This is a genomic window from Halomonas sp. XH26 (assembly GCF_024138895.1).
Taxonomy (GTDB): domain Bacteria; phylum Pseudomonadota; class Gammaproteobacteria; order Pseudomonadales; family Halomonadaceae; genus Vreelandella; species Vreelandella alkaliphila.
Genome location: NZ_CP071889.1, coordinates 3,593,178 through 3,612,834, shown reverse-complemented (window position 1 = coordinate 3,612,834; position 19,657 = coordinate 3,593,178). Strand labels below are relative to the sequence as shown.

Here is a 19,657-nt window from a genome sequence, read left to right as displayed (position 1 = left end):
GTGCTCCTTAGTGTGGGGCGCCCCACAGCAACCGTGCTTCGTAGTGTGGGTAAAGCTGCATTACGCTGCGGGTGAACTCATATTCGCTGAGTGCCATGGTGCTAAACATGCTGGGAATTTCAACGGCCAAGGCATGATTGGCACCTAGCCCTTCGCTAGCCACATCACTGAGACGTTGGTCCAGCCATTCCAGGTAATGCGTGGTTTGGCCAATGATCGTTTCGGGCGGCGCACTGGGGCCATGACCCGGTACTGCGATACTGGCGTTGAGCGCGCGCAGATCATTCAGTTCTTCCTGCCACTGTTGCAGGCTTGGGCTGTGGGCAGTGGCGGCAGCACGTTGGTAGAAGCCTATGTCGCCTAAAAACAGCACGTCGGTGGCATGGTCCATAATCACCAGGTCACCACCGCTATGGCCGCTCATGGCGAAAAGCGTGAGCGGGTAGTTGCCAAGGATTATCTCGCCTGCCTCGATCACCTTGGGTAGGGCAATAGACGAGTGCTCCAAACTGTGCCCGGTCAGCCGCGCTACGTTATCGATCAGTGCGTCCCGGTCGCGAGCCATCAACGCACGAGTGCTGGCTAGGGTGAGGTGCTGTGCCTCGTCGAAGGCGGCATTACCAAAAAAGTGGTCAGGGTGGTGATGGGTATTCAACACCCAGCGAACGGGTTGAGCGGTGTGCTGAGCAATGAGTGTTTTGAGTGCTTCGCCAAAGTGTGGGCTGCTGCCGCTGTCGATAAGGATGACACCACTGGGCGTAGCAATAAACGCTTGGTTGCCTATATGGCCGCAGTTGCTGGTGGAGAGCTCCTCTTTTACACCTTCCACCATCCAGGTGTTTTCCGCGATCGGTTGGGCGGTTAGCGGACGTTCGCAGAACATCACCGGTTCGCTGGCTGCCAGCGGCGTGATCAGCAGTGTACTGAAGGTGGCCAGAAAACCGGCTTTCATGGCTGCAGACCAATAGAAAAGCGGTTGCCGTTGTTATCCCGCGCGCCAATCACATAACCGCCTGGAGAGGGGCGCATATGCAGCCCTAAGGTGGGGTTGGCGCTCACCGATGCATCGATATCCAGGGCGGCCACTTGCTGGCCCTGCTGATCCAACAGTTCAAACGACTGCACATAAAAGGCGGGCTGGCTGGGGATTAAGCCGCTGTCCATGGGGTGAGAAAGGCGCACCCGCAGGCGCTGTTCGTCCTCATTGGCAAACAGCCGACCCTGGAGCTCGCCGAAGGTGGTTTCCCAGTCGGTGTCAGCGCTGGCAATACCGGGGGTGGTGCAGCCACCGCCTTCCGCTTCAATGTAGGTGCCACCCACATGCCAGGTATCCCCCTGTTTCACTGCTACACGCACTGCGGAGGCTTGTTCCAAGCGAATATTTAACGATAGCTTGGCTATGCCATGGCTCATCGGGGAGTAGTGGAACAGGCGGGGAATCGGGTTGAGATCCACCCAGGCAATAATGTCAGTGATTGGCTCGCCGCTGGCTTCTAAGGCGCTGGCATCTAGCGAAATGGGTACTTGTCCTGAGTCTTCGGCGAACCCCGGCGCGCTAACGGTGACGCGCTCATCAAACACCACGGGGGCATCGCCCAGAAAGCGCTCGCGGTACACAGGCCACATAAAGGAGTTAAGCGGATCCTGTTCAGCTGTGCTCGCTGTGGCCAACGCGGTGGTCGGCAGCGCGAGCAGTAGCCAGCAAAGCACCGCGAGTGCGGGGGTAAGGGGCGCGGCGAACGCCGCGGCGATACGTTGTAACGTGATGATAGGGTTTAGGGTTGCCATGGTGCCTCCCAGCGTTGGGATTATTGTCCAGTCGTTTCCATACTGACCGTTTCCAACCATGTGCGAATGGCCCAAAGCCCTTCTTGGCTAACGTAATCGGACATGCGCGGCATTAGCACACGGCCGTTGCGCTCGGCGCCATTGGTGACCAGCTCTTTGAACCACTCATCGCCCCATGCGCCGTTTTCCAACTCGCGCAGGTCGGGAGCGATGCCGCCGGATTTCGCTTCTAGCCCGTGGCAAGCGGCACAGTTGCTGTTGTAAGCGCGGGCACCAATATCGATGGCGAGCTCTTGCTGGGGATGATCCCGGTAGGGGTTCTCTTCCCGCCATTCGTCGCCTAAGCGCTCGAGGTCTTTAATATCAACGGCTTGAGGGGTCACGCTGCCGTGAGACCAGGCCAGCGGCGAAGCCAGCAACGCGGCAAGGGCGATAGCACCCACTTGGCTGCTGAGGCGTAAGGGCAGTTTTGCGGAGGTTGTTTTTGTCAGTACGGTTTTTGTAATAGTCATGGGAAATGCTCCTCAGAGGATCAATGTATCGTCACTTGAGTGAGCTTAGGCAGGCAGGCCTTCCGAACCTATAGCACCTTAGGCATCGCTAGGCTCCTCCTTTGGAAGTAGTGCTAAATCAGGATGAGAACGCGACTGGAGGGGTAGATTGGTTTGTTATCCGAGCTTCTAAGCTGGACTTAGTCTTGCTGGCACCACGCAAGCAGCAGCTTGGCCGCTTTGCAGCCATTGCATTGTGATCATTACTCGGATGGAAAACCCATGACATACGCTATCAATAACAACACGTCAGCCCGCAAAATTTCGTGGCCCTTTCGCCTGCGTACACTCACCGCCGCCGTTGCTTACGCTTCTGCCTTAGGCGTCGGGGGCATTGCGCTGACAGCCCACGCCAGCGAGGTGACCTGGGACGATATTCTCAATGACCATAACAACACTGAAACGGTGTTGATGTACGGCATGGGCGTGAAAGCACAGCGCTATAGCCCGCTTAATCAAATTAACGCAGATAACGTCGAGATGCTGACCCCAGCGTGGTCTCACTCGTTTGGCGATGAAATGCAGCGTGGCCAGGAGTCTCAGGCGCTGATTCATGAAGGCGTTATTTATGTCACTGGCTCCTATTCACGTATTTTTGCTATTGATGCGCGCACTGGCCAGCGGCTGTGGTCATACAACCATCGCCTGCCCAGCGATATTCGCCCCTGCTGTGACGTAGTGAACCGCGGTGCGGCCATTTACGGCGATAAGGTATTCTTCGGCACGCTGGATGCTGGCATCGTGGCGCTGAACAAAGACACCGGTGAGGTGGTGTGGCGCGAGCGCTTTGGTGACCACCGCGCGGGCTACACCATGACCGGTGCGCCAACGATTGTAGAAGATAGCGAAACAGGTCGCGTGTTGCTGATTCATGGCTCTTCGGGGGATGAGTTCGGCATTGTGGGTAAGCTGTATGCCCGTGACCCTGATACCGGTGAAGAGATTTGGATGCGGCCCTTTGTTGAAGGCCATATGGGGCGTCTGAACGGTGAAGAGAGTACCCCAACGGGTGATGCTAGCGCGCCCTCCTGGCCCGATGACCCAGACAGCGAAACCGGCAAAGTACAAGCCTGGAGCCAAGGTGGCGGTGCGCCGTGGCAGAGCGCCAGTTTCGATCCTGATACCAATACCATCATCATTGGTGCCGGTAATCCTGCTCCCTGGAATGGCTGGGCACGCACCTCGGAAGACGGCGACCCGTCTGACTACGACAGCCTTTACACCTCTGGCCAGCTAGGGATCGACCCTTCGACTGGCGAAGTGAAGTGGTTCTATCAGCACACGCCCAACGACACCTGGGACTTCTCAGGCAATAACGAAATCGTCTTGTTTGAGTACGAGGATGAGAATGGCCAAACGGTGAATGCAGGAGCCCACGCTGACCGTAATGGCTTCTTCTATGTCACTAACCGCACCAACGGCGAGCTCATCAACGCCTTCCCGTTTGTCGATAACATTACCTGGGCTACCCATATTGACCTGGAAACCGGTCGCCCGGTTGAGGCTGAAGGCCAGCGCCCACCGCGCTTGGAAGAGGGACAAACCCGTTCTGAGCCTGTTGAAGTTTCACCACCTTTCCTTGGTGGTAAAAACTGGAACCCAATGGCTTACAGCGAAGACACAGGCCTGTTCTACGTACCGGGTAACCACTGGAAAGAAGATTACTGGACCGAGGAAGTTGAGTACGTGGAAGGCGCAGCTTACCTGGGTATGGGCTTCCGCATTAAGCGTATGTACGACGACCACGTCGGGATTCTACGTGCTGTTGATCCGGTCACCGGTGAGTACGCTTGGGAGCATAAAGAGCCTATGCCGCTGTGGGCAGGCGTGCTAGCTACCCACGGTGATCTGGTGTTTACCGGTACTGGCGATGGCTACTTAAAAGCATTCCACGCAGAAACCGGTGAAGAGCTTTGGAAGTTCCAGGTAGGCACCGGCATCATTTCACCACCGGTAACTTGGGAAATGGATGGTGAACAGTACATTGGTGTTACTGCCGGTTATGGCGGCGCGGTTCCTCTCTGGGGCGGTGATATGGCTGAACTGACGCGGCCGATTGCTCAGGGCGGTTCGTTCTGGGTCTTTAAGCTGCCATCTTTCGTTCAAGACTTGGCTAACCGTTAAGTTATCGACCCCTCTTGGGCGGCTTCTGCCGCCCTTTTTTGAATAACATTAACGGTAATGGAGAGAATAACAATGATAACTCGCAATGCTCTGTCTTTATGGAGCCGCCAAACAACGGCGGTTTTTCTCTGCCTTAGCGCGATAGGCAGCGTTGTCGCCGACGATTATGTTGAAGAGTATCAACCGCCAGTGCATAACGGCTGTGAGTTGGTGCCAGGTACTCAGTGCGCCAATATGGATTTATCCGGCGGCGACTTTTCCAATTTGGATCTACAGGGCGCTAACTTTGCGGGCAGTAACCTAGAAGGCTCGGATTTCCGCCACAGCAACCTACGCAGCGTTGATTTTGAAGGCGCATCGCTGAGACATGCCAACCTCAATCGTGCACGCATGCCCAACACGCATTTACGCGGCGCCGATCTTTCCCATGCCAGTTTGGTTGGATTGGATAGCTGGAGTATTTATGCCCAGGGCGCGACATTTGATTATGCCGATTTGACAGGCGCTAACCTTGAGTTTGCCCGGCTTTCCGGGGCCAGCATGCAAGGAGCGACGTTGATGGGCAGCAATCTGGAAATGGCCTGGATGAATAAGGTCAACCTGATCGGTGCGGACCTGCGCGATGCTAATCTGCAAGAAGCAAAAATGAACATCACGCGGCTCAATGATGCTGATATGACCGGTGCACGCATCCACTACGGCAACTTCCAAATGGCCCAAATGGAGGGTTGTACCGGCTGCCCGTTTGATTGGGAGTAATGTCACCATGTCGACACAACCTTCGGCGCACTCTGTGCGCCGCTATATGCTCTGTGTGGTGTGGGCAGCGGGTGTATTCAGTGGAGCGGTACACGCTGAAGCGCCCTCAGCGGTATTTAACCAAGAAGGCTACCGCTTGCCGCCTTTTAAAGCGCCTGTTACCGCACCGCTTCCAGGGGTGACCACGTTAGATGACCATGCTTTTCAAGCGCTGCTGGAGTCACCGCCAGTGATTCTGGTGGATGTCTACGCGCTGCCCTGGCATAACGGCCTTTTTCTGCAGGATAGTGCGCACTTAACGATCCCAGGCAGCATGTGGCTGCCCAACGTAGGCGCGGCTAGTTTGGAAGAGGAGTGGGTTGATTATTTCACCACAGCACTGAATGCGCAGCGTGAGCGCGCTGAAGCCGCGCCGCTAGTATTCTTCTGCCGGGCTGACTGCTGGCTTTCCTGGAACGCTGCCCGGCGCGCCGAGGCAATGGGTTATGAAGAGCTCTATTGGTACCCCAATGGGGTGGATGGCTGGCAAGCGAGCGGACATTCGTTAGCAGCCGTTTGCCCGCAGCTGCCCGCCCATGCTGAGCGAGCTACCTGCGAGCCTTAATCATTTTATTACCGATAGACCGGTGTGATAGTTAGGTTTGATAGATAGGTTTGTTGCTGATAAACAGGTTTATTGGCGATAAATCAGCTCAAGTGGCTGGCGGGGCGGAGACGCCGCTGAACTATTTTGACTTTGACGGTCAGCCTGACTTTCAACCTGATTCTGTAACTGCTTTGTTTGCAACAGCTTTGATTGGCGGGCATTGCGGGGAATCAGCGTCGCTTGATCGGGCGTGTTATGGCTGTTTTCTGCAATTAGGCTCTCTAACAACCCATGCTGGGGAGAGTGCTGGCATACAGGGTCGGTGGCGTTCATATCGCCGGTTAATAAATAGGCTTGGCAGCGGCAGCCGCCATGGTCTTTATCGCGATCGTCGCACTGCTGGCAAAGCGTAGGCATCCACTGGGTGCCGCGAAAACGGTTGAAAGCATCGCTTTGGTACCAAATGTCCTGCAGCGACGTCTCTTTGACGTTCGGAAATGCCATCGGTAGCTCCCTGGCGCTGTGACAGGGCAACACGGCGCCATCTGGGGCAACGGTCATAAAGATACTGCCCCAACCACCCATGCACGCTTTAGGCGCTTGCTCAAAGTAGTCTGGCACCACAAATAGTAATGACATATCGCGGCCACGTGCTGCGAGTGTTTCACGCCAGCGATTGGTTTCTGCTTCGGCACGTACCAGCTGTTCACGGGTAGGCATTAACGCCTGTCGGTTCAAAAACGCCCAGCCGTAATACTGGCAGTTGGCCAGTTCAACCGCATCCGCGCCTAGCTCATCGCAGAGGGCAATCAGGTCGCCAATTTGATCGATATTGTGCCGATGTAGCACTACGTTTAATACCATGGGGTAGCCAGCAGCTTTGACCGCTTTGGCCATTGCCAACTTGTTGGCATGGGCCTTGGCAGAGCCTGCCAGCGCCTGAGCAAGTTCGGGGTCGGCGGCTTGCAGGCTAATCTGGATATGATCCAGGCCCGCTTCAGCCAAGGCGTTTACCCGTTGGGCAGTGAGGCCCACGCCGGAGGTCAGCAGGTTAGTATAAAAGCCTAGCTGGCGTGCTTCGCTTACCAGCGCTTCCAGGTCTTGACGAATCAGCGGTTCGCCGCCAGAAAAACCAAGCTGTGCCGCCCCCATCGCCCTGGCTTGGCGCAGCACGCTAAACCACGCGTCGGTATCCAGCTCGTTTTGGTAACGGGTAAATTCCAACGGGTTAGAGCAGTAAGCGCACTGCAGTGGGCAGCGGTAGGTGAGTTCCGCCAGCAGCCATAAGGGCGGTGAGGTCGTTTTATTAACCACAATGAACCTCCTTCACGGCTAGCCAGCCGTTACCGCGGGCTTCCTCGATAAACTGCACGACATCGTCTGCTAAGGACTCCGCGCCTGGGTAGCGCTGCTGTAGGGTGGCGATAATATCGGCGATGGAGTGGTGGCCATCAACCTGCTCAAGAATCGCACCGGCAGTCGCGCTGAGCTTGACCATGCCTTCGGGATAAAGAATGACGTGGCAGCCCTGAATGGCTTCCCACTGTAAGCGCCAACCGCGTCGCAGCTGGTAAATATCTTGATGTGATATGACGAGTTGCTGTGACATGGTGAATTCCCCAACGCTAGTCGATCATTGCCTAGTAAAGTGAGTGCTCAAGCCCACGGTGATACACCGCTTCGCGGGTGACGGTGTGGTAAGGCGGGCGGTCTAGCTGATAGGCCATGGTCATGGCATCCAACATGCTCCAGAGCACATCGAGCTTAAATTGCAGAATATCCAGCGCGCGCTGCTGCAGCGCCACCGTGGTACACACGCCTAAAGCGATTTCCAGGCCGTGCTCGACGTCTCGACGGGCTTCGCTGAGCCGCTTCCGAAAATAGCGATAGCCTTGCTCGTTAATCCACGGGTAGTGCTGAGGCCAGGTGTCCAGGCGGTTTTGGTGGGCAAGCGGCGCAAATAGCTCGGTAAGCGATGAGATCGCAGCTTCCTGCCAGGGGGCTCGAGCGACAAAGTGGCGGTAAGCATCTACCGCAAAGCGCACGCCGGGTAGCACACGCTCCTGAGAAAGCAGTGTATGACGGTGTAGCCCTACGGCTTCACCTAGGGCTAACCAGGCTTCAATCCCGCCTTCATCTCCGTCGTGGCCGTCGTGGTCAAGCAGGCGTTGCACCCATCGCCTGCGGGTAGCGGCATCTGGGCAGTTAGCCAGCAGCGCGGCGTCTTTTTGGGGAATCATCAACTGGTAGTAAAAGCGATTAGCTACCCAACCTTGAAGTTGTTCCTGGGTAAGCTCGCCGTTGGCCATCGCCTGTTGAAAGGGGTGATTAAGATGGTAGTACTGCCCTTTACCCATTAGCGCTTCACGGAACCCCTCCCGACTGAGCGGGGTGGCAGAAGCACTGGGCATTATCGCTGTCATCGCCATAGTCGATTTCCTGGTTATTTTTGTAATATCTAATGTATTTGTTGCTGATTTACATGGTTTTTATTTTTAGCCATTTTTTATGCATAGGATTTGTTTAATGAAACAGGTTTTTTGGTTATAACTCGCTCTGTTTGAATTATTTTATAAAGTTATATGCTTATTTTGGTTTGATTTTATCAGGACCTGTTTTTGCACCTTTTATCGATCTACTATCTTTTAAAATCTACTAACCTAGTGCTTTTTTAATCTAAGATTTAGGTCTGGATGTTAATAGATTAATACTTAATAATTCTAAGATAAGAGAGTGTTCAAGGTCTGTGGAAGTCAACCTAAAACGTCAGTTTCATTCCGTCGTAAGCTGTTTCGATGCCTGCGGCCTGCAATGTTTTCGCTGCATCGCTAGCGCAGTCCAAAATCGGGTTGGTGTTGTTGATATGAATCAAAATGCGCCGCGTGCTGCTGGGGAGTTCGTTCAATAGCGCACACATACCACCGCTGCCATTGAGCGCGAGGTGACCCATCTGTTGGCCTGTGGAGGTGCCAACGCCAAGTGCCTGCATTTCGTCGTCTTCCCACAGGGTGCCATCCACCATCACCACATCTGCGGCGTTTAAGAAACGCATTGCCAGCGGTGTGGGGTTGCCAAGCCCAGGGGCGTAGCACAGCGACTTGCCGCTGTTGCGGTCAACAATGTACAGCCCTAAATTATCGCCGCAGGAAGGCGCGCCGCGCCGCGGTGAGTAGGGCGGGGCATTGCTGTGTAGCGCAAAGGCGGTGAGCGCGATATCTGGCAGAAAGGGAATCGAAAACTCGACAACTTCCTGATGATCTTCCAAGTCAATCGGCTGCCAGTGTAGTCCGCCCCAGTGTTCCAGCATCGGGAATAGCGGAAAACCAGTCGATAAATCGCGATGCACATTAGGCGTGCACCACACCTCTAATGGACAGCCTTCTCTTAGGGAGAGTAGCCCGGTGACATGGTCGATTTGAGCATCTACCAGTAGCACGCCACGAATACCGCTGCCACGCAGCTCACTTGGCCATAATTCCGGGTTGGCATTGAGCTGAGCGCGAATGTCAGGGGACGCATTGCATAGCAACCACTGCTTGCCATCCACACTTAACGCAATCGATGACTGGCTGCGAGATTGATGATCTGCACTGCCCAGGCGAGCGTGGTAGCAGTTAGGGCAGTTGCAATTCCATTGGGGAAAACCGCCACCTGCGGCAGCCCCAAGAACTAAAATATGCATAGACTGGCCTCCTACGTTAGTGCTGTGGGTGTGCTATGAATCCTGGCTGAAAGCCCCTACCTGATATCAACCCAATAAGGCAGGCAGGGGCCGTGGCTCAGTAGCTAGAGATTAGCGAGTAGAGATATACAGCGTTACTTCAAAGCCAAGGCGCATGTCTTGATACGTTGGTTTAGTCCACATAAGTGACTCTCCTGCGTTGTTAAGCTTGTTGTTGAGAATGTCATTACAAATGTCGTTACAAGTACTGCTGTGGTCGTTTTTGGCGGTTAATCATTATTGCCATGCCCACTACTACAGTTAATCACTGGTAGGGCGAATTGAATGCGGTACTTTGGAAGTAGTTTTCTCTAACTTTTGGTGGGGAATCGTTGTTAAAAAGGGTAGTGTTGTAGTTAAACAACCCAATTGAATCGAAGGTTGAATAGTAACTGGCAGTCGCCGCGTTAGATCCTAAACTGCTATCTGGCGCGAAGACGCATGTCAGTAATAATGCCCAGCGTCCAATAACCAAGGGTGAAAACGTGATTGTTTTGGTAATGACGCTGGAAATGGGCTAACCAAGGGAGAAAGCGTGTGAAAATAGGCGCACCGAAAGAGACAGCTCAAGGAGAAGCGCGTGTAGCGCTTACTCCTGAGAGCGCAAAACAGCTTCAGAAGCTAGGCCATGAGTGCCTGGTGGAAGCCGGCGCAGGGGCTGCCGCGGGCTTTAATGACGACACGTATCGCGATGCGGGTGTCAGCGTTGTGGAAAGCGCGGAAGCGCTGTGGCGTGATGCGGACGTGGTGATTAAAGTCCGTGAACCTTCGGAAACTGAGGCTCACTATTTGCGCGAAGGCCAGACGCTGATTGCGTTCTTCTGGCCAGCACAAAACGAAGCACTGTTGGAAACCTGTAAAGCTCAGGGCGCGTCTGTTATTGCGATGGACATGGTGCCACGTATTTCCAGAGCGCAGAAAATGGATGCGCTCTCCTCAATGGCCAATATCGCGGGCTACCGTGCGGTGATTGAGGCGGGCAATAACTTTGGCCGCTTCTTTACTGGCCAGGTAACCGCCGCCGGTAAAGTTCCCCCTGCCAAAGTATTGGTGATCGGCGCAGGTGTGGCGGGCTTGTCGGCGATTGGTACTGCGGCTAGCCTTGGCGCTGTGGTGCGTGCGTTTGATGTGCGCCCAGAGGTGTCCGAGCAGATTGAATCCATGGGCGCTGAATTCCTGTTTCTCGATTTTGAAGATAGTCAGGACGGTTCAGAAAGCGGTGGCTATGCCTCTCCCTCCAGCCCAGAGTTTCGTGAGAAGCAGCTGGAGTGTTTCCGCGAACAAGCGCCGGATGTCGACATTGTCATCACCACGGCGCTGATTCCTGGCAGGCCTGCACCAAAGCTGTGGCTGGAAGATATGGTGGCAGCCATGAAGCCTGGCTCGGTGATTGTCGACTTAGCCGCTGAAAAAGGCGGTAACTGCGATTTAACCAAGCCGGACGAACGAGTGGTATCTGATAACGGCGTAGTGGTGGTCGGCTATACCGACTTCCCCTCACGCATGGCCACCCAGGCGTCGCTGCTTTACGCCACCAATATTCGCCATATGCTAGCCGACCTCACGCCTGAGAAAGACGGCGTCATCCATCACAACATGGAAGACGATGTCATTCGCGGCGCTACGGTCACGCACCAGGGCGAAATCACCTTCCCGCCGCCGCCGCCCAAAGTAAAGGCCATTGCCGCGGCGAAGCCAAAGAAAAAAGAGAAAGAACCGACGCCTGAAGAGAAGAAGGCTACTGAACTGGCCGCCTTCAAAGCGCAAACCAAGCGACAAGCTGGCTTACTCGCCGTTGGTGGCGCGTTGATGCTGTTGCTGGGTCAAATAGCCCCTGCCTCATTTATGCAGCACTTCATTGTGTTTGTGTTGGCGTGTTTCATTGGCTTCCAGGTGATTTGGAAGGTGAGTCATTCGCTGCACACGCCTTTAATGGCGGTCACTAATGCCATCTCCGGCATCATTATTTTAGGGGCAATTTTGCAAATCGGTTCAGGCAGTGGCGTCGTTATCGTGCTGGCGGCCATTTCGGTACTGATTGCGTCGATTAATATCGTGGGTGGCTTCCTGGTGACACGCCGGATGCTTGCCATGTTCCAAAAATCCTAAGCGGCGGAGAAACGAGATGTTAGGACAAGGATTCGTATCTGCCGCGGCAATTGCGGCAAGTGTGCTATTTATTTTATCGCTAGGCGGCTTGAGTAATCAGGAAAAAGCCAAGCGTGCCGTGTGGTACGGCATTGTGGGCATGGCCGTAGCGGTGTTCTTTACCTCCCTCGGGCCAGGTATTGGCGGCTACTGGTGGCTGGTTCCGGCGATGTTAATCGGTGCTGGGATTGGTGCTTATGTCGCAGGCAAGGTCGAAATGACCGAAATGCCTCAGTTGGTAGCGGCACTACATAGTTTTGTGGGTTTGGCAGCGGTCTTTGTTGCCTGGAGCGCAGATTTAGAGCGCCGCCGGGTGTTGGCAGCACAAGCGGCCGATGGCGCGATGCAAGAGTTTTCTGCGTTTGCCGCATTGGTGGCCACGAAGGCTCCTGCTGAGCTGACCTTTTTGCAGATTGAGGTGGTGTTCGCGATTTTCATCGGTGCGGTGACCTTTACCGGCTCGGTGATTGCGTTTGGTAAGCTGGCGGGTAAGGTGGATGGCAAGCCTCGCCAACTGCCGGGTGGGCATATGCTCAATGCCGGTGCTGCGGCGCTTTCATTGCTGCTCGCGATTCTTTACCTCAACGGCGCAGGTTTCTGGACACTGATCGTGCTGGCAGCGTTGTCATTCTTTATTGGCTATCACCTGATTATGGGCATTGGCGGTGCGGATATGCCGGTGGTGGTATCGATGTTGAACAGCTACTCCGGCTGGGCAGCGGCGGCGATTGGTTTCACGCTGTCTAATGATCTATTGATTGTTACCGGCGCACTGGTGGGGTCCTCAGGGGCGATCCTGTCTTACATTATGTGTAAGGCGATGAACCGCAACTTCGTTAACGTGATTTTGGGCGGCTTCGGTGGTGCTCAAGGGCCAGCGGCTGAAATTGAGGGCGAGCAGGTCGCGATTGATGCGAGTGGCGTAGCGAGTGCCTTAAACGATGCTGACAGCGTGATTATCGTGCCGGGATATGGCATGGCGGTGGCTCAAGCACAAAGTGCGGTGAGCGATCTAGTACGCAAGCTGCGGGCATCGGGTAAGACCGTACGTTTTGGTATTCATCCGGTGGCAGGGCGTCTACCTGGGCACATGAACGTGCTGCTGGCTGAAGCCAAAGTGCCTTACGATATCGTGCTGGAAATGGACGAGATTAACGACGATTTCTCAAGTACGGATGTGGTGATCGTGATCGGCTCCAACGACATCGTAAACCCAGCGGCCGAGGAAGATCCCAATAGTCCTATCGCCGGTATGCCGGTATTGAAGGTTTGGGAAGCCAAGCAGGTGTTTGTCAGCAAGCGTGGTCAGGGCACGGGCTACTCTGGCATTGAAAACCCGCTATTCTTCAAAGAGAACACGCGCATGTTCTACGGCGATGCGCGGGATAGCTTGAACGCACTGTTGCCAATGGTGGAGTAAAGGTAAGAAAACGCTACTATCATGATAGTGGTACGGGCAGGGCGTCTGACGTCCTGCCTTTTTTATTGGCTAAGTTTTTATTGACTAAGTTTGTATTGACTAAGAAATAGCTAGTTTAATAATAAATAACTATCGATCTATTGGTTTATTACAAATTGTGGCTATCGATGAGGTGCTTTAAAACAGTACATATCAACGCAATGCTTGCTGATTACCTACACTGTAGACAGCAATATGAGATGTCGATCATCTGTTTCCTTGGCGAGTCCAAGGCAAAGAGCAAGAAGGGGAGAGAAACATGAGTGGCAAATGTCCTGTAATGCATGGTGGTAATACGTATACTGGCACCTCCAACAAAGATTGGTGGCCAGAGGCGTTGAACCTAGACATTCTGCACCAGCATGATCGTAAAACTAACCCGATGGATCCTGACTTTGACTATCGGGAAGAGGTCAAAAAACTCGATTTTGACGCCCTCAAGCAAGATGTTCATGCCTTGATGACTGACAGCCAAGCATGGTGGCCAGCCGACTGGGGCCACTACGGTGGCCTGATGATCCGCATGGCATGGCACTCTGCCGGAACTTACCGCATTGCCGATGGCCGTGGTGGCGGTGGTACCGGTAACCAGCGTTTTGCACCGCTCAACTCCTGGCCGGATAACGTAAGCCTTGATAAGGCGCGCCGTTTGCTGTGGCCAGTGAAGAAGAAGTATGGCAATAAAATCAGCTGGGCCGACCTAATAATTCTTGCGGGTACGGTTGCCTACGAATCTATGGGGCTGCCCGCTTACGGTTTCTCGTTTGGTCGCGAAGACATCTGGCACCCAGAGAAAGACATTTATTGGGGGGCTGAAAAAGAGTGGTTAGCGCCTTCTGATGAGCGCTACGCTGATGTCAATAAGCCAGATACCATGGAAAACCCGCTTGCAGCGGTACAAATGGGGCTTATTTACGTTAACCCGGAAGGGGTAAATGGCCAGCCAGATCCGTTGAAGACGGCAGAGCACGTGCGACTAACGTTCGCCCGTATGGCGATGAACGATGAAGAAACAGCCGCACTTACAGCGGGTGGCCATACCGTGGGTAAGTGTCATGGTAATGGTGATGCCGCTGCATTGAGCGCTGAGCCTGAAGCGTCTGACGTCGAGAACCAGGGCTTTGGCTGGGGCAACCCGACCATGGATGGCAAAGCAAGCAATGCCGTGACGTCGGGTATTGAAGGCGCTTGGACCACCAACCCAACTAAGTTCGATATGGGCTACTTTGACCTGCTGTTTGGCTACGAGTGGGAGCTGAAGAAAAGTCCTGCTGGTGCTCATCAGTGGGAGCCTATCGACATTAAAGAAGAGGATAAGCCGGTTGATGCAACCGACCCCTCTGTGCGTCACAATCCGATCATGACCGATGCGGATATGGCGATGAAGATGGACCCGACGTACCGTGCCATTTGCGAAAAATTCATGGCCGATCCGGAGTATTTCAAGCAAACCTTCGCTAAAGCGTGGTTTAAGCTAACGCACCGTGATCTAGGCCCGAAAGCACGCTATATCGGCCCAGAAGTGCCGGCTGAAGACCTTATCTGGCAAGATCCTGTGCCTGCAGGTAGCACCGATTACTGCGAAGAAGTGGTTAAGCAGAAAATTGCTGAGAGCGGCTTAAGCATTAGCGACATGGTCAGCACCGCGTGGGATAGCGCGCGCACTTACCGTGGTTCCGACATGCGCGGTGGTGCTAACGGTGCGCGCATTCGTTTGGCTCCCCAGAAAGATTGGCAAGGCAATGAGCCAGCGCGTCTTGCCGATGTGCTAAAAGTATACGAGCAGATCTCTGCTGATACGGGGGCCAGCATTGCCGATGTGATTGTCTTAGCGGGTAGCGTGGGTATTGAAAAAGCGGCCAAAGCAGCGGGCTTTGATGTGCGTGTACCGTTCCTCAAAGGCCGTGGTGATGCCACTGATGAGATGACTGACGTAGATTCTTTTGAGCCTTTAGAGCCACTTGCCGATGGCTTCCGTAACTGGCAGAAGAAAGACTACATCGTCAAACCCGAAGAAATGCTGCTGGATCGTGCCCAGTTGATGGGGCTCACCGCACCGGAGATGACCGTGCTGTTAGGTGGAATGCGTGTGCTGGGCACCAACTATGGTGGTACCAAGCACGGTGTGTTCACTAACCGTGAAGGTCAGTTGACCAACGACTTCTTTGTCAACCTGACCGATATGGGCAACAGCTGGAAGCCGGTGGGCAATAATGTTTACGAGATTTGCGACCGTCAAACGGGCGCGGTTAAGTGGACAGCCTCTCGCGTTGATCTAGTGTTTGGTTCTAACTCACTGCTACGCTCATACGCAGAGGTGTATGCCCAGGATGATAACGGCGAGAAGTTTGTCAAAGACTTCGTCGCTGCCTGGGCAAAAGTGATGAACGCGGACCGCTTCGACGTTGCATAAACGTCAAAGCAACGCTTGCTCTAAGTAACTTCCCTGTTCTAACCCGCATCGAGAGATGCGGGTTTTTTAATGCCAATGGCTTAATTGCTTCCGATAGGCAATTTGCGCTTGGCTGGCACTGACAGGGCTCAAATGCACCTCGGTTCCCGGTACGCATTGAGCAAGCAGCGCACAGGCCATCGGGGTAAGTGCACCTAGGCGTGGATAGCCGCCAATGGTTTGGCGGTCATTCATTAACACAATCGGCTGGCCGTCGGGTGGGATTTGCACGGCGCCAAGGGGAATTCCTTCAGAAATAATGCCACCGAGCGTGCAATGCAGAGGCTGGCCAGTGAGACGAACACCCATGCGATCAGCGCGATTATCTACTGTCCAAGGCTGGTTAAAAGCATTGTACAGGCTGCGTCCGGCGAAATTTGAAGCTTGCGAGCCAAGCACCATGCTGAGTTGGCAGCTTTTTTCTGGCATGGCGGGGGCTGTTCCTTCAGGCAAGCTGCGCTCGTCGGGTGAGTTACCTTGCCAGGTGAGCTGATCGCCGGTTTGTAGCGGTTTGCCGTCGTCACGGAGCCCGCCAATTTGCTCGCGGGCAGTGCAGGAACGGCTGCCCAGAATCGTTGGTGCGTTTAATCCGCCAGGAAACGCCAGATAGGCCCGTAGGCCACGCCGAGGCTGGCTGAAAATGAGTGTTTGACCGGAACGCAGCAGAAAGCTTGTGTTGGTGGCTAGTGGCTGTCCATCGATGGTGGCACCAAGATCGGCCCCGGTGAGCGCCAGACGTACCTCGGCATTGGCAACCAAGCTGAGGTTGCCACCCATAACAATCTCCAGTGCCGCGCTATCAGGTGCGTTACCGAGGAGCCAGTTTGCCCAGCGAAATGAAATCCAGTCGGCGGCACCGCTCTGGGTAACTCCCAAATGACCCACGCCGAACCGCCCTAAATCTTGAATCAGAGCCAGTGGTCCGGCCTGCTTAACCGTTAGCATTGCCTGGCTCATGGCCGCTCCTCCATCGGCGTTGTATCGCCTCCTGCTGCTTCAAACTCTGCTTTGCCAATCGCTTTAAAGCGCACCTTATCGCCAGGGCGCAACAGGGGCTCGCCCCGCTTAGCGTATTCAAATAGCGGTACGGCAGTGCGACCTAAAATATTCCATCCCCCTGGAGAAAGGAGCGGGTAGATAGCCGTTTGTCGATCGGCAATGCCCACACTGCCTGCTGCGACTTTGCGGCGGGGTGTTTTCAAGCGAGGCGTGGCGATGCCTTCGTCTACCAACCCCATAAAACCGTAGCCGGGGGCAAAGCCCAGCGCGAAAACGCAGTAATCATGGTCGCAGTGACGCTCGATCAGAGAGTAAACGCTGAGCCCTGCGCGTTTTGCCACCAGCGGAAGCTCAGGGCCAACGCTTTCGTCATACCATACGGGGATCTCATGCAACTGACCGTCCTGCGATTCGGCAGGCGTTAAGTGGCGCAAGGCACTGTGAATCAGCGTAGCGACTTGGCCAAAGGTTAGTTGCTGGCTGTCATAGTGCACCAGCAGCGTGGTGTAGGAAGGAATCAGGTCAATGAGTGCCTCGCCCAGCGCATCGCGCAGGGTTTGATCGGCAGCGATGATCCACGCCATATTGGATTCATCGATAGTGTCAAACAGCCGTACCGTTACGGCGTCCATGGCCGCCGTTTCTAAACGCAGTTTCACGCAGACTCCAGCGCCGTAAAGGCATCACGAATCGCGCGCACGGCAGCCACCGACTCAGGATTGTCGCCGTGCACGCACAGGGTGTCGCAGGGTAGGTGCAGCGCGCTGCCGTCGCGGGCGGTCAGCGCCTCGCCTTTGGCGAGCGCAACGGCTTGCGCAACGATAGTGGCTTGGTCGTGGTGGACAGCACCCGCCAGACGGCGAGAGGCGAGATGGCCGGTCGCTTCATAAGCGCGGTCAGCGAACGTTTCAAACCACAGGGTAATGCCCATTTTTTTCGCCAACTGACGATGAGGTTCCGGATCGGCAGTTGCCATGACCATCAGCGGAAGGTCGGCATCATAAGCACGTACCGCACGCATGGCTCCTTCCAATAACTCAAGATTCGCCGCCATGTCGTTATACATCGCTCCATGGGGCTTTATGTAGCTCAGCGTCACGCCTTCGGCTTGGCAAATTCCGGCCAGCGCACCGACCTGGTACAGCATCATATCCTCTACTTCTGCGGGCGAGCAGGCCATAGAGCGACGACCAAACCCCATTAAGTCAGGGTAGCCGGGGTGGGCGCCAATACGCACACCATGCTGACTGGCCAAGGCGACCGTGCGACGCATGACATGGGGGTCTGAGGCATGATAGCCACAGGCGATATTGGCACAATCGACGTAAGGCATTACATCGGCATCTAAGCCAATCGACCAATTACCGAAGCTTTCGCCCATGTCACAGTTGAGCAGTGGGGTTGCCATATCGTCTCCTAGCCTGTTTTGAATTTATTAGAGTCACTTGTTGGTTAACAGCGAGTTGTTAGTTAGCAGCGTTGGCCAAGAACGCTTATTTTTAATAACGGAGTGCTAATACTGAAGGATTTGTTGTTAAAGATGCGGTTGACAGTGTTTGTTATGACTACCTGTTGTAAATAGTTAGCTTGATTATCAGTGTGATGTCTTAAAACCAATATATGAACCTATCCTGTTAAGTTCCAATCGTTTTTAGCGATACTTAGTATCGGTGATTCCTATCGTGCTGTTATTTATTGGAAAAATGGTTGACGCTAGGGGGGAATACGATTATCAAATAAATAAAGCGACTCGATAAAAGATTATAAAAAAAACGCTCACGCCAGCCCTAACGAATACCCGCAGCACTAATAATAATCGGCGGTCAGTGAGTCGTTTTGAGGAGTGAAACATGCAAACGTCGGCCATGAGTCAGCTCGTCACTGTTCAGCTAGACACTGTTCAGCGAAAAATAGTGGGTAATCCCACCATGCTGGCCCTAAGATTGCGTTACATAGCAATGCGACCATTTCACCCAGTGACACATTGCGCTAGGGGGCGGCACTACACGCGGCGTTACCTGCGCTGTGTAGGAATACCCGCCGATGTTACTGCAACCATTGGTTAGGCAAATGTATGCTTGATTTCAAAGAGCTAGACGCTTTTGTATGGGCGGTAAAGCTTGGCTCTTTTCGCAAGGCGGCGGTACGCCTACATATCACGCAACCTTCTGTTTCTGAGCGTATTTCACGTTTGGAAAGCACCGTAGGTGAGCTATTGCTTGAGCGCTCGGCGCGTCCGGTTCAGCCGACCATGCGTGGCCGCGAGTTCTTTCTGCATGCTGAGCGCATACTGCATCAGCGTGATGAGGCGCTAAAGCTATTTGATAGTGCTGAGACATTTTCTGCGCCCCTTAGGCTCGGCACCATTGAAACCATTGCACATAGCTGGTTTCCCGCGTTCATTCAGCAGCTTACTGAGCGTTTTCCAGAACTCATTATCGAGTTAACAGTTGATTACTCTCCGGCTCTTAATGATCGGCTGATGCGCAATGAGATTGATATTTTGCTGGCAATGAATGGTTACTTGGCTCCGGAGCAAATTGAGTGCGAGACGTTAAGTCCTTATGAGATGGGCATGTTTGTTTCACCTCGTCATGCCGCGCTGCTAAGCGAACACCCCAACGCTTGGTGCCAGTCGTTGCCGTTTATTTCCTTTGGCAGGCAGGCTCGCCCCTACGAAGAACTGGTTCGTTACCTTTCTGATGTGGGCGTTCAGCAGCCTCGTATCCATAGCGTTAGCACATTGATGACCATTGCACGAATGACGATGGAGGGGCTGGGAATCGGTGCGCTTCCGGTCGCCACCGTATTAGATGAGTGGCGGCGGGGTGATCTATACCGTTTAGCGCTACCCGTGCCGTTGCCGCCTATGAACTATGATGTGATATGGCGCAGTGCGAATCATCCTCGCTTTTGCCGAAGTGTGGGGCGGATCGCCCAAGAATGTGCAGCCAATTATGCCATAGAGCGGTGCGCTGACATGGCAAACACAAGTTTTACCGGCCGCTGGGTTTGCCCTAGCGCAACCCCTACCACTCCCGAAGCAACACCTCGATCAACCTGAACTTCC

At 54.2% G+C, this 19,657-nt stretch carries 18 protein-coding genes; 7 read left to right on the top strand and 11 right to left on the bottom strand.

What is annotated here, in order from left to right; all coding sequences use genetic code 11:
* Positions 1–7 precede the first annotated feature (7 nt).
* The 3 genes from J4377_RS16565 to pedF are packed head-to-tail and all read right to left on the bottom strand — an operon-like array spanning position 8 to position 2,300.
* Positions 8–952 (bottom strand): quinoprotein relay system zinc metallohydrolase 1, encoded by a 945-nt coding sequence (locus J4377_RS16565; protein ID WP_253486190.1) that lies wholly within the window; start codon positions 950–952, stop codon positions 8–10.
* Positions 949–1,788, bottom strand: a complete 840-nt coding sequence (locus J4377_RS16560) for a quinoprotein dehydrogenase-associated SoxYZ-like carrier (protein WP_253486189.1) — start codon at positions 1,786–1,788, stop codon at positions 949–951. The genes J4377_RS16565 and J4377_RS16560 overlap by 4 nt, the downstream gene beginning before the upstream one ends.
* Before the next feature lie 20 nt (positions 1,789–1,808).
* Entirely contained in the window at positions 1,809–2,300 is a 492-nt protein-coding gene (gene pedF, locus J4377_RS16555) for a cytochrome c-550 PedF (RefSeq protein ID WP_051626379.1), read from the bottom strand.
* Positions 2,301–2,561: 261 nt separating this feature from the next.
* Here pedF and J4377_RS16550 point away from each other — a divergent pair, with 261 nt between their 5' ends.
* From J4377_RS16550 to J4377_RS16540, 3 genes are all read left to right on the top strand, one after another.
* On the top strand, positions 2,562–4,463 hold the full coding sequence (locus tag J4377_RS16550; protein ID WP_253486188.1) for a methanol/ethanol family PQQ-dependent dehydrogenase: 1,902 nt from the start codon (positions 2,562–2,564) through the stop codon (positions 4,461–4,463).
* Positions 4,464–4,535: 72 nt separating this feature from the next.
* Positions 4,536–5,222 carry a pentapeptide repeat-containing protein gene (locus J4377_RS16545; RefSeq protein WP_198349338.1) on the top strand — a complete coding sequence of 229 codons (687 nt, stop codon included), beginning with the start codon at positions 4,536–4,538 and terminating at the stop codon, positions 5,220–5,222.
* Positions 5,223–5,229: 7 nt separating this feature from the next.
* Positions 5,230–5,826, top strand: coding sequence for a rhodanese-like domain-containing protein (locus tag J4377_RS16540; protein ID WP_051626377.1), 597 nt, complete (start codon positions 5,230–5,232; stop codon positions 5,824–5,826).
* Between the two features lie 69 nt (positions 5,827–5,895).
* Here the strand turns inward: J4377_RS16540 and pqqE are convergent, their stop codons facing one another.
* The 5 genes from pqqE to pqqA form a co-directional block, all read right to left on the bottom strand.
* Complete coding sequence (pqqE, locus tag J4377_RS16535) at positions 5,896–7,122, bottom strand: pyrroloquinoline quinone biosynthesis protein PqqE (protein WP_253486187.1); 1,227 nt, start codon at positions 7,120–7,122, stop codon at positions 5,896–5,898.
* A complete protein-coding gene (gene pqqD, locus J4377_RS16530; protein WP_038478876.1) occupies positions 7,115–7,417 on the bottom strand; it encodes a pyrroloquinoline quinone biosynthesis peptide chaperone PqqD in 303 nt (100 codons plus the stop codon). Before pqqD ends, pqqE begins: the two co-directional genes overlap by 8 nt.
* 31 nt (positions 7,418–7,448) lie before the next feature.
* Positions 7,449–8,237 carry a pyrroloquinoline-quinone synthase PqqC gene (gene pqqC, locus J4377_RS16525; RefSeq protein ID WP_231657916.1) on the bottom strand — a complete coding sequence of 263 codons (789 nt, stop codon included), beginning with the start codon at positions 8,235–8,237 and terminating at the stop codon, positions 7,449–7,451.
* A gap of 329 nt (positions 8,238–8,566) precedes the next feature.
* Positions 8,567–9,490 carry a pyrroloquinoline quinone biosynthesis protein PqqB gene (pqqB, locus tag J4377_RS16520; protein ID WP_253486186.1) on the bottom strand — a complete coding sequence of 308 codons (924 nt, stop codon included), beginning with the start codon at positions 9,488–9,490 and terminating at the stop codon, positions 8,567–8,569.
* Between the two features lie 111 nt (positions 9,491–9,601).
* A complete protein-coding gene (pqqA, locus tag J4377_RS16515) occupies positions 9,602–9,673 on the bottom strand; it encodes a pyrroloquinoline quinone precursor peptide PqqA (RefSeq protein WP_009722990.1) in 72 nt (23 codons plus the stop codon).
* Between the two features lie 393 nt (positions 9,674–10,066).
* On the opposite strand from pqqA, the gene J4377_RS16510 reads away from it, so the two are divergent.
* The 3 genes from J4377_RS16510 (at position 10,067) to katG (ending at position 15,549) form a co-directional block, all read left to right on the top strand.
* Positions 10,067–11,638: a Re/Si-specific NAD(P)(+) transhydrogenase subunit alpha gene (locus tag J4377_RS16510; protein WP_038478870.1), complete on the top strand. Its 1,572-nt coding sequence runs from the start codon at positions 10,067–10,069 to the stop codon at positions 11,636–11,638.
* A gap of 16 nt (positions 11,639–11,654) precedes the next feature.
* Positions 11,655–13,097 carry an NAD(P)(+) transhydrogenase (Re/Si-specific) subunit beta gene (locus tag J4377_RS16505; protein ID WP_038478867.1) on the top strand — a complete coding sequence of 481 codons (1,443 nt, stop codon included), beginning with the start codon at positions 11,655–11,657 and terminating at the stop codon, positions 13,095–13,097.
* 298 nt (positions 13,098–13,395) lie between these two features.
* Positions 13,396–15,549 carry a catalase/peroxidase HPI gene (gene katG, locus J4377_RS16500; RefSeq protein WP_253486185.1) on the top strand — a complete coding sequence of 718 codons (2,154 nt, stop codon included), beginning with the start codon at positions 13,396–13,398 and terminating at the stop codon, positions 15,547–15,549.
* A gap of 66 nt (positions 15,550–15,615) precedes the next feature.
* Here the strand turns inward: katG and J4377_RS16495 are convergent, their stop codons facing one another.
* From J4377_RS16495 to J4377_RS16485, 3 genes are read right to left on the bottom strand one after another with little or no spacing between them, the layout of a single operon-like run.
* Positions 15,616–16,545, bottom strand: coding sequence for a biotin-dependent carboxyltransferase family protein (locus J4377_RS16495; protein ID WP_253486184.1), 930 nt, complete (start codon positions 16,543–16,545; stop codon positions 15,616–15,618).
* Positions 16,542–17,246 carry a 5-oxoprolinase subunit PxpB gene (pxpB, locus tag J4377_RS16490; protein ID WP_253486183.1) on the bottom strand — a complete coding sequence of 235 codons (705 nt, stop codon included), beginning with the start codon at positions 17,244–17,246 and terminating at the stop codon, positions 16,542–16,544. The genes J4377_RS16495 and pxpB overlap by 4 nt, the downstream gene beginning before the upstream one ends.
* Positions 17,243–17,995 (bottom strand): 5-oxoprolinase subunit PxpA, encoded by a 753-nt coding sequence (locus tag J4377_RS16485; protein WP_038478855.1) that lies wholly within the window; start codon positions 17,993–17,995, stop codon positions 17,243–17,245. Before J4377_RS16485 ends, pxpB begins: the two co-directional genes overlap by 4 nt.
* 666 nt (positions 17,996–18,661) lie before the next feature.
* Here J4377_RS16485 and J4377_RS16480 point away from each other — a divergent pair.
* Positions 18,662–19,651 (top strand): LysR family transcriptional regulator, encoded by a 990-nt coding sequence (locus tag J4377_RS16480; protein WP_038478852.1) that lies wholly within the window; start codon positions 18,662–18,664, stop codon positions 19,649–19,651.
* The last annotated feature ends 6 nt before the right edge of the window (positions 19,652–19,657 follow it).

Excerpts from the sequence above, each read along its gene's own strand:
- katG (WP_253486185.1), top strand. The coding sequence starts at position 13,396 with ATGAGTGGCAAATGTCCTGTAATGCATGGTGGTAATACGTATACTGGC.
- pedF (WP_051626379.1), bottom strand. The coding sequence starts at position 2,300 with ATGACTATTACAAAAACCGTACTGACAAAAACAACCTCCGCAAAACTG.
- J4377_RS16480 (WP_038478852.1), top strand. The coding sequence starts at position 18,662 with ATGCTTGATTTCAAAGAGCTAGACGCTTTTGTATGGGCGGTAAAGCTT.
- J4377_RS16565 (WP_253486190.1), bottom strand. The coding sequence starts at position 952 with ATGAAAGCCGGTTTTCTGGCCACCTTCAGTACACTGCTGATCACGCCG.
- pqqB (WP_253486186.1), bottom strand. The coding sequence starts at position 9,490 with ATGCATATTTTAGTTCTTGGGGCTGCCGCAGGTGGCGGTTTTCCCCAA.
- J4377_RS16505 (WP_038478867.1), top strand. The coding sequence starts at position 11,655 with ATGTTAGGACAAGGATTCGTATCTGCCGCGGCAATTGCGGCAAGTGTG.
- J4377_RS16550 (WP_253486188.1), top strand. The coding sequence starts at position 2,562 with ATGACATACGCTATCAATAACAACACGTCAGCCCGCAAAATTTCGTGG.
- J4377_RS16495 (WP_253486184.1), bottom strand. The coding sequence starts at position 16,545 with ATGAGCCAGGCAATGCTAACGGTTAAGCAGGCCGGACCACTGGCTCTG.
- J4377_RS16540 (WP_051626377.1), top strand. The coding sequence starts at position 5,230 with ATGTCGACACAACCTTCGGCGCACTCTGTGCGCCGCTATATGCTCTGT.
- J4377_RS16485 (WP_038478855.1), bottom strand. The coding sequence starts at position 17,995 with ATGGCAACCCCACTGCTCAACTGTGACATGGGCGAAAGCTTCGGTAAT.
- pqqD (WP_038478876.1), bottom strand. The coding sequence starts at position 7,417 with ATGTCACAGCAACTCGTCATATCACATCAAGATATTTACCAGCTGCGA.
- J4377_RS16560 (WP_253486189.1), bottom strand. The coding sequence starts at position 1,788 with ATGGCAACCCTAAACCCTATCATCACGTTACAACGTATCGCCGCGGCG.
- J4377_RS16545 (WP_198349338.1), top strand. The coding sequence starts at position 4,536 with ATGATAACTCGCAATGCTCTGTCTTTATGGAGCCGCCAAACAACGGCG.
- pqqC (WP_231657916.1), bottom strand. The coding sequence starts at position 8,237 with ATGGCGATGACAGCGATAATGCCCAGTGCTTCTGCCACCCCGCTCAGT.